10 protein-coding genes and 1 pseudogene are annotated in these 7,982 nt (G+C 51.6%); 7 read left to right on the forward strand and 4 right to left on the reverse strand.

All coding sequences use genetic code 11. The features are described from left to right. Positions 1-254, forward strand: a pseudogene (locus tag ACWR1S_RS30140) (hypothetical protein); the annotation flags it as partial. Continuing rightward, on the forward strand, positions 227-1,198 hold the full coding sequence (locus ACWR1S_RS30145; RefSeq protein WP_454566053.1) for a hypothetical protein: 972 nt from the start codon (positions 227-229) through the stop codon (positions 1,196-1,198). The pseudogene ACWR1S_RS30140 and the gene ACWR1S_RS30145, both read left to right, overlap by 28 nt. A gap of 4 nt (positions 1,199-1,202) precedes the next feature. Here the strand turns inward: ACWR1S_RS30145 and ACWR1S_RS30150 are convergent, their stop codons facing one another. Together ACWR1S_RS30150 and ACWR1S_RS30155 are read right to left on the reverse strand one after the other, a co-directional pair. Next, positions 1,203-2,222 carry a DUF262 domain-containing protein gene (locus ACWR1S_RS30150; RefSeq protein ID WP_454566054.1) on the reverse strand — a complete coding sequence of 340 codons (1,020 nt, stop codon included), beginning with the start codon at positions 2,220-2,222 and terminating at the stop codon, positions 1,203-1,205. 8 nt (positions 2,223-2,230) lie between these two features. Continuing rightward, the gene (locus ACWR1S_RS30155; protein WP_454566055.1) at positions 2,231-2,722 is read right to left on the reverse strand and encodes a hypothetical protein; all 492 of its coding nucleotides are present in this window, start codon (positions 2,720-2,722) and stop codon (positions 2,231-2,233) included. Positions 2,723-4,506: 1,784 nt separating this feature from the next. On the opposite strand from ACWR1S_RS30155, the gene ACWR1S_RS30160 reads away from it, so the two are divergent. From ACWR1S_RS30160 to ACWR1S_RS30180, 5 genes are all read left to right on the forward strand, one after another. Continuing rightward, positions 4,507-4,827 (forward strand): YbjQ family protein, encoded by a 321-nt coding sequence (locus ACWR1S_RS30160; RefSeq protein WP_454566056.1) that lies wholly within the window; start codon positions 4,507-4,509, stop codon positions 4,825-4,827. A 246-nt stretch (positions 4,828-5,073) separates the two neighbouring features. Beyond that, the gene (locus ACWR1S_RS30165; RefSeq protein WP_129391353.1) at positions 5,074-5,262 is read left to right on the forward strand and encodes a hypothetical protein; all 189 of its coding nucleotides are present in this window, start codon (positions 5,074-5,076) and stop codon (positions 5,260-5,262) included. A gap of 325 nt (positions 5,263-5,587) precedes the next feature. After that, a complete protein-coding gene (locus ACWR1S_RS30170) occupies positions 5,588-5,959 on the forward strand; it encodes a glycine zipper domain-containing protein (RefSeq protein WP_454566057.1) in 372 nt (123 codons plus the stop codon). Positions 5,960-6,096: 137 nt separating this feature from the next. Beyond that, a complete protein-coding gene (locus ACWR1S_RS30175; RefSeq protein WP_007914081.1) occupies positions 6,097-6,516 on the forward strand; it encodes a YMGG-like glycine zipper-containing protein in 420 nt (139 codons plus the stop codon). Between the two features lie 121 nt (positions 6,517-6,637). Continuing rightward, positions 6,638-6,805, forward strand: a complete 168-nt coding sequence (locus tag ACWR1S_RS30180; RefSeq protein WP_007914082.1) for a hypothetical protein — start codon at positions 6,638-6,640, stop codon at positions 6,803-6,805. 75 nt (positions 6,806-6,880) lie between these two features. Here the strand turns inward: ACWR1S_RS30180 and ACWR1S_RS30185 are convergent, their stop codons facing one another. Both ACWR1S_RS30185 and ACWR1S_RS30190 read right to left on the reverse strand, forming a co-directional pair. After that, on the reverse strand, positions 6,881-7,309 hold the full coding sequence (locus ACWR1S_RS30185) for a DUF6896 domain-containing protein (RefSeq protein WP_160038909.1): 429 nt from the start codon (positions 7,307-7,309) through the stop codon (positions 6,881-6,883). Then, on the reverse strand, positions 7,306-7,982 hold a 677-nt coding region (locus ACWR1S_RS30190; RefSeq protein WP_454566058.1), incomplete at its 5' end, for an RHS repeat-associated core and ParB domain-containing protein. The genes ACWR1S_RS30190 and ACWR1S_RS30185, both read right to left, overlap by 4 nt.

Genomic DNA, 7,982 nt, shown 5'->3' on the forward strand with positions numbered 1-7,982 from the left:
TCACCTGGCACCAGCTGGGCAACGGTGAAGTGTTCGCCGGCAGTTGGGCCGACAGCTTCTTTGGCGCACGTGCGCCGCTGCAAATTCCCACGGAGCTGTTCGACGGCTACCAGGGCAACCAGAGCGCAATGGTCGCTGCCCTTCCCGGCGTGCGACCAGGTGCAACAATCAATAACGGCGAGCGCATCACCACGGTGACGCTGACCAACGACCAGATGGCTATCCGATGGAAGACGCAATCCGCCGCGCTGTAGAGCGCCAATTCCCCGAACTCACCGGTGGTTACCACCTGCCGCGTTTTGCCCGGGTTACCGCCGTGGCCGACGCACCGGCAGACGCCGGACTGTGCGACGACTTCCGTCCGCGCTACGCCGTGGACATTGTCGTACTCGGTCCGGATGACGAACCAGATCCGGCCATGCCGCCGCTCACTGGCGTTCCTTTACCGCTTCCCACCGGTGGCGAGGAAATGGGCATTTATGCGTTTCCGGAGGAGGGCACGCGGGTGGTGGTGTGCTTCGCCTACGGCCTGCCGAACAAGCCCTACATTCAATCGATCTTGCCGCACGGCCTGAGCATGCCGAAGGTGCCGAAAGGTGATCAGGTGTGGCAGCACAGCGAGGCCGCCCAGCAGCGCGTCGACGCCGACGGCAATTGGCTGCGCCAGACCGATGGCAAGATCCGAGATCAGGCGATCGAGCGCGAAGTGGAAGCCCTGGACAACCGCGAGCAGTTTCAGAGCCATACGCAGGCGGTGGACGACCATTCAAGCGAGACGGTGGGTGGTGTGAAAACGATCGAGGCGCTGGGTGCGCTTAAGCTGATGTCGGGTGGATCCGCAAGCCTGGCGACCGTGGACGATCTGCATCAAGCCACAGGCAGGGATCTGAATTTATTAGTGAGCCGGAAATACAACGCCACGGTGGGCGGAGATGTGAAGGAGCAGATTAGCGGTATACGCACGACCATTTCGGCTATTAGCCAGAGAATGGTAGCGCCCAAGACTTGGTTGGGCTCAGAAGGAGTTAACGTGCTGCAGGTTATGTGTGATTTGCTAGATCTAGTTCAACAGATGAACACACAGCTCGCTGATCATACACACGGGATGACACCTGTACCCGCTAATGCACAGGTGTTTATCTCCGGTGCATTGCGTGCCCAATCCTCTTTACAGCAACTTAAAAAAATAAGTTTGTAGAAAACTAAATTCCCTCCACCTCTGAAATGATATTCCAAAAGATTCGCTCTCTTTCTGCTCGTTTAGATTTGTCAGAGGTGGAGCGTGAAGAAACGTCAGCATAAGAAGCTATTTCAACATCTTCAGCTGTGAAGTCATTTTCTTTAGCTTTCAATACGAGGGTGGTAAGGCGACTCTTAACGTTCTCAACATCCGTAAAGTAGGGGCGTCCAGTCTTGTTGAAGTATTCAAAGCAAACCCCGAACAAAGAGTGAAATACACCCTTTGACTTGAAAAGAGCTAAGTTTTCCTTGTCTAATATCGTTTTTATTAGACTTATGCTGGTGTTAAACGAATCCTCGCAGTCTGCTTCCATTGGGAACTCTTCTTCGAACTCCATGTATGCAAGCTCTAACATGTCTTTCTTATTCGTAATACCGTACACCTGCCGAAGTAATAGCTCGCTGGCATATTCTATATCTAGCATGCGGCGCACATCTCTCGGCGTGAACAGGCCGATACTTTGAAAGTATGGGTTGTCTGCAAGTCGTTCGGCGAGTTGTTTGAATTGGCCTATATAGCGCGCGTTGCGCAGCTCTTGGTCGTTTAGTACTACGTTGTTTGTATTCAGTCTAGTGAAGATATTGCGAATTTCATCGTCATTTGTTTTTCTTAGAAATCGAACAACTATTTTATAATCCCATAACAATTCTTTCACCTCAGGCTTCAGGTCTCGAAAATATTCGCCATTCCAATCGGTGTTTACAGGAAGTGAGAACTGATTATCGATGAACATTAAAATAGACGTAATCCGTTGCTGTCCATCAACTACAATGTGCCGCTGGGAGCCGGTATCCGAGTCTGTCTGTACTTGCATGTACACTTCGGGGAACGGAAGGTTGCCGAGGATAGTATCCATTAGCAGTGAGCGTTCCTTCTCCATCCAAACCGCTCTTCGTTGAAATTTTGGGCTTATCTGAAGGCTTTCGTCGCTTCTGAGTCGGTTGAACCATGATACAGTTTGCAGGCTTACTTCGTATTCCATAAAAACCTCTATCTAGCTGCAGCTCTTATGCCGCGCACATAGTAATCAATTGTTTCGTCCATATTGCGAAAATACATCATATTGACAGTTTTGAATTGTACGGCGCTTGTCGAATAGTTGTTCGTTCGCTTCTCATGTTGTTGTCTAATGCTAGCCTGAAGTGAAGGCACCCATTTAGGGGTTACAAAGCCGCAATAAACATTTTCGCCGTTGCGCTTCAAGCCATCGCGACCATCTTGGCTTAAAGAGTAGTAGCGATCTCGATGATGCTTTCTGAGTGCATCCCAAGTATGTAAGAAGCTTTCGGCGCATATTATTGCAATATCTATGTCCGATTTATCGTGGAACTCTCTAAGATTTTTCTTGGGTGCGAGGCTAAACTTCCAGTTGGCGGACCCAACTACAGCTATAAGATAGGCGTTAGGATGATCATTTCGAACCAGCTGTTTGTAATTTTCATATTCATCTTCGGAAGCTAACGCATGAATAGTCTTTTTCATGATTAGGCTCTCGGCTATTTCAACCGGACTTTTTGATCTAAGAAAGTCTACAAAATTTTTTACGTCCATTAAACGCCCAATCCTTTTGCGCCTGAGCTAGATGACACCGCCCTGAATCTATCTTTGCTTTGATACCACATTCTTCCAAACGACGCGACAACGGGGTGCTCGTCAGTCGAACGGTAGCGATGAAATAAAAGCGGTTACCGAGGAGCCGAAGAGGAAAAAAGCCGTTCCCTGCGCGCGTTACGTACAGGAGCGGTTACGTGATTCTCTTCCTAGCGGAAGACAAGTCCGTCGACGCTATGTTCAGTCCTCAGCGGTCCCTCGAGAATCCAGCAACGTATCGATGTTCAGTCATTGTAGCTGCCTTTCCGACCGTTCCTTATGTATTGGAGTAAGCCATGCGGGAGGGCTGCGATGCGCTAAGTAGAGCATGTTATTGGTCCTACCATCGTTAGCAACCGTGTCGATTTTCGACACAGTTGAATCAAACCGTCTTAAGCGGTCCCTCAATGATCAGCAAACCAAGCTGGTCGCTTGCGCAGAGGAAGACAAGTCATCGCGTACTGATGCCATTTCCACCAGTTATCACCATTTCGGTGATAACTGAATCGAATCGCTCCTTATCCGGCCGTGGCCGTTCGTCCTGATGCACCGAAGACATTGGTCTCAAGAACGTTCAGCGTCAAAAAAATCCATTGAAAAAAGCACTTATCCCCCTCCCGCCGACGGGCTTTGCATCCCTTTTTTGTGCAAAAGCCAGAGCGGTGAAAACACCTGCTCTGCCTAGGCCTGCTGCGGGGACTGTTGGCGTCGTAGCGATTGCACGCAGTGCAAGGTTTTGCAAAAAAGAGCAAAGGCAGTTGCACTGCGTCACGGAGCGCCGACGAGTCGGCCCAGGGAGTGAACGCCCGGCGCGCAAGGGCTACGGCTTGAAAAACCTACCGCACAGGATGTTTTCGTTTTCGGAACTGGTCGCCCCAGCAGGGAATCCGACACCGCCCAGTCCGCTTGCGAAACGGCTGTAAGGCCCAGCCTGCTTGGCTCTCCGGCATTTTCTGGTATTGCACCGCATCACCAAGGATTTACGGGCGACCAGTGCCAATTTGCCTGGTGTGAAAAACGTCGGAAAAGGTGTCGCCTTCCCCTTTTTTCAGACGTGGGCTGGGAAAAAGGTAATTTTGGTAATAGAGGTATTAAAACGGGCTGCAGCCCTTGTGTTGCCTAGCTTTCAGTCATTACCTCAGGAGGTAATTTTAGGTAATAGTAAAGGTAATAATTTCTGAAGTGCCCTATTTTACTGGGTTTGAGGACTATCAGATATTACTTATAGGAAAGGTAATTTTCTAACCTCATACTTACCAAATTATTACCTTTGCGCAATTCTCTGCACGTCCCGGTTTTCAAGGCCTTCAGAGGTCGCATCATGCTGCATTACCAAAATTACCTTTTTCCCATGGGTCAACATGAAACGTCGAAATGGCCTTTGCGACCCCTGTTCTACAACCTCGTGCAAAAACCCATGGGACTGGCATGGGACTGAGATTAAAAATTTCGCTCCTCTGCAGCCCTTATAAACCGGGGGGGTACGCTCAAAAAAACGCAAACGGGTAGTTTCGAATCTCTCCTTCACCGCCACATTCAGTACACAAAACCCCTGATTTCGAAAGAAGTCAGGGGTTTTGTGCATTCTGGCGTCTGGATTTTATAAGTGGCGAGTTGAGATGAGCGTTGAGTGATTACAATCGCCGACTTATTTATCAGCAGAGGTGCGCCACTTCATGATCATTTCCACCACTCACACCATCGAAGGCCGGAAGATCACTGCATATCTGGACATTGTCAGCGCGGAATCGGTGCAGGGCGTCAATGTGATCCGTGACATGTTTGCCGGTATGCGCGATTTTTTCGGCGGGCGTTCGCAAACGCTGGAGCGAGCGTTGAAGGAGGCGCGTATTCAGGCGACCGAAGAGATCAGGGAGCGCGCGCTTGCTTTGCAGGCGGATGCGGTGGTCGGGGTGGGTTTCGAGATCAGCATGCCCGGCGGTAAGGGCGGGATGGTGGTGGTGTTTGCGACGGGGACGGCGGTGAAGTTGCGCTGAGTTTCGGCGAATAGGTTTGTGAGTTCATTCAGAGGTTGAATGAGCTGTTTTTTGTCGGCGATCAGCCCTGCGGGTTGAGGGTCACGGTTCATCGGTGTGTTTAATTTTTGCAGTCCATTCGTCGGGCGTCAGCTGATCTGAATTACAAGTCCAGGAATGACCGGCTAGTCTCAAAAGTCTTGGAGGTCGATATTTTTTCAGGCAAAAGGGTTTGCCGGTGTCGACCGATTGCGAAGGGGCGAAGGTATGACTGATCCGTATATCGAAGACGATGGCGCTGAATTTTCCTTCAACAACTGTGTACGGTGCGGCCAGACCGAGTATCAGGCAGGCTTTGGCGAGGATCCGGTGCAGACCGGCAAGATCAAATCCACGGCACCTAAAGGACCGAAGGCGAAATTCTTGCCCAAGGTCACCACGCGAGCCAGAAAATAGTCATTCTCTGAATAACCCCGTCGTTGAGCGGGGTTTTTTACGCTTGAACGTTCGCGGAAATATCTGACGGACTATGTTTGATGGATGTGGCTGGCTTTCACAAACTTTTCACGTCTGCCGCAGTAGGGTGAAGCCATCCGTTAGAAAGCAAGTCTCCAGCCCGTCTCCCCAGCGGGCTTTTTTTTGCCTGTCATAAAACCTTTTCCAGAATCGCTGTCCAATCGGCGCCGAGTACGCGAAGCCTTTGGTTTTGGCTGGACTTTTGCGCGGCGACGGCATTAAATCCCGGCCCTTTTTGTCTTCCCAATTTCTTGAGGTTTACGTCATGCGTTTAACACTGCCCGCTCTGGTTCTGGGGCTTCTGGTTACTCAAGGTGCAATGGCTGCGGGTGATGGCACCGCTGCGCTGGGCGGTGGTCTGGGTGGCGCACTGGGTAATGTGGTCGGCCAGAAAATGGGCGGCAGCACTGGCGCGGCAATCGGTGCTGGCGTAGCAGGCGCGGCGGGCAGCGCAATGGCGGCGCGCAAGGGTAGCCGGACGAAAGCGGCGATTGGCGGCGGCGTTGGTGCAGCCGGCGGTTCGGTGATCGGCAACAGCCTGGGCGGCAGAACCGGCGCCACGATTGGTGCAGGCCTGGGTGGCGCAGCTGGCGGCGCAGTGGGCAGCAACTTGTCCAAAGGTCACAAGCGTCACTGAGACTGATCGTCGTTGAGAAAAAGCCCGGCTTGATGCCGGGCTTTTTCATGCCTGAACGTTTTCCCCGTTTGCGTCTCCAATCTCACATAGGCCCATGTCTGGGCGGACTGTCCCGCTTCGGGAACTGTGAGGTTCATATGCGATTGTCATTATCTGCACTGTTTTTCGGGTTGCTGGTAGCGCAGGGGGCGATGGCCGCTGGGGATGGCACCGCCGCGGTGGGTGGAGGCTTGGGCGGCGCGCTCGGCAATGTGGTCGGTGGACAACTCGGTGGCAGTACTGGCGCGGCGGTAGGTGCGGGTGTTGGCGGCGCGGCCGGCAGTGCCGTCGGGGCGAATAAACGCAATCGAACTGAAGCGGCCATTGGTGGTGGTCTCGGCGCGGCGGGCGGCTCGGTCGTCGGCAACAGCCTCGGCGGCTCGACCGGTTCGACCATTGGCGCAGGGTTGGGCGGCGCGGCGGGTGGTGCGGTCGGTAATAACCTCGGTGACGATGGAGGATCTCATTCGGGCGGCGGTCATAAACACAAAAACAAACATAAAAACCGCCATCACTGATGGAGGTTCGAACAGAAACCCGGCTTTTTGCCGGGTTTTTTGTATTTGCTCGTCTGACATCGGAACGATTGGCTGTAGGGCTTTTCGAACGTCATACACTCCCTGAAATGACGAGGTTGCCATGACTCCTGAAACCGAAGGCAAGGAAGAAAAAGGTTCGAGTGGACTGCCGTTTATCAATGATCCGGGGAATGAGGATCCGGGGTCGTTGATGGATGATGCGACGGTGCCGCTGAATGATTCGGATGAGGCGGATATGGAGTATGAAGAGGATGAGGATGAGCAGTGATGGGGAGTAGGGTGGATTAAGAGTTTGGAGTTGGTTTTAAGGGCCTGAGTGAACAGGCCCTTTGGGTGGCCGTGTCTAATCGGTTTCTTTTGAGTCAGCCAATACATACAGGTTGCTTATGCCTGACATTTTTTTGATTTTTTTTAGCTCTATATATTCTTTGAGTTCTTTTTTAATGGTTTCTTCATCGCAATATTTTCTATGTTTAGAGGGCCTTTCACGGGCAAAGTTGTATAGGCGCCAAGTATCAAACCCATTGATTTCACCGTTAGGGCCATAGTCAAAATCTACGCTTCCTGTCGATAAGTTGATGCGGCAGCCAATACCATGCAATTCATATTTAACGCCTCGAGTAACTCTCCCGCATCGCTTTATTGCCTTGGTGCGCCAAAGCCTTCGAATGTCTCGAGTGCCAAATTTGCGCTCAAATATCAGCGTGCTTGACTCCACCATGGAGATAAAGTCATTTATCAGGATGTCCAAAGTTTCATTTTGATCGCTCATCTTCTTCTCCGATGCTCCAATCTGTCCAGGCCCACATTGTTTGCTGACTCTATTACATCTTCAATACTGTTTAGAGTTCTGTCGTATTTTATAAGGTCGGTTATGAGTTTGATTGTCACATTTGTTGAGGTTTGCCGTGCGGCTGCTGCGCGATGGTGTCCGTCAAGAATATACAGGTTGCCTTTATGTTCTATGACATCAATGGGATCTACTGGATCGTATCCGTTGCGCATTTTATTTTTATAATCCTCGACTTTCTTGGTTGAGGTCTTTCCCTCTATTGTATGTATTCGCTTCAAAGTTTTTGGATCTATATTGTGAGCAATGTTCGGTAGTTTCGGCTCATCCTCATCAACCTGAGCCCCATCACTTCCACCCGGCACCTCACACCCAGGCTTATTCGGCGGCGGACAATTGGAGTTCAACCCCAACGGATCCACCCACCCCGTCGGATTCGGCACGTACTGGTACTGATTCAACCCACCGGCCAATTTGATCGGATCCGGCGTCAGATACCGCCCCAATCTAGGGTCGTAATACCGATGCCGGTTGTAATGCAGGCCGCTTTCGCCGTCGAAGTACTGCCCTTGAAAACGCAGCGGCTGGTTGAGGTAGTCGTCGCCGGCCAGGGTCAGCGCGGCGACTTTGCCGTAGGCGTCGTATTGCGCGGACC

The organism is Pseudomonas sp. AIG (genome assembly GCF_977020205.1).

Coding starts and splice junctions, on each gene's coding strand:
- ACWR1S_RS30145 (WP_454566053.1), top strand. CDS start 227: ATGGAAGACGCAATCCGCCGCGCTGTAGAGCGCCAATTCCCCGAACTC.
- ACWR1S_RS30150 (WP_454566054.1), bottom strand. CDS start 2,222: ATGGAATACGAAGTAAGCCTGCAAACTGTATCATGGTTCAACCGACTC.
- ACWR1S_RS30155 (WP_454566055.1), bottom strand. CDS start 2,722: ATGAAAAAGACTATTCATGCGTTAGCTTCCGAAGATGAATATGAAAAT.
- ACWR1S_RS30160 (WP_454566056.1), top strand. CDS start 4,507: ATGATCATTTCCACCACTCACACCATCGAAGGCCGGAAGATCACTGCA.
- ACWR1S_RS30165 (WP_129391353.1), top strand. CDS start 5,074: ATGACTGATCCGTATATCGAAGACGATGGCGCTGAATTTTCCTTCAAC.
- ACWR1S_RS30170 (WP_454566057.1), top strand. CDS start 5,588: ATGCGTTTAACACTGCCCGCTCTGGTTCTGGGGCTTCTGGTTACTCAA.
- ACWR1S_RS30175 (WP_007914081.1), top strand. CDS start 6,097: ATGCGATTGTCATTATCTGCACTGTTTTTCGGGTTGCTGGTAGCGCAG.
- ACWR1S_RS30180 (WP_007914082.1), top strand. CDS start 6,638: ATGACTCCTGAAACCGAAGGCAAGGAAGAAAAAGGTTCGAGTGGACTG.
- ACWR1S_RS30185 (WP_160038909.1), bottom strand. CDS start 7,309: ATGAGCGATCAAAATGAAACTTTGGACATCCTGATAAATGACTTTATC.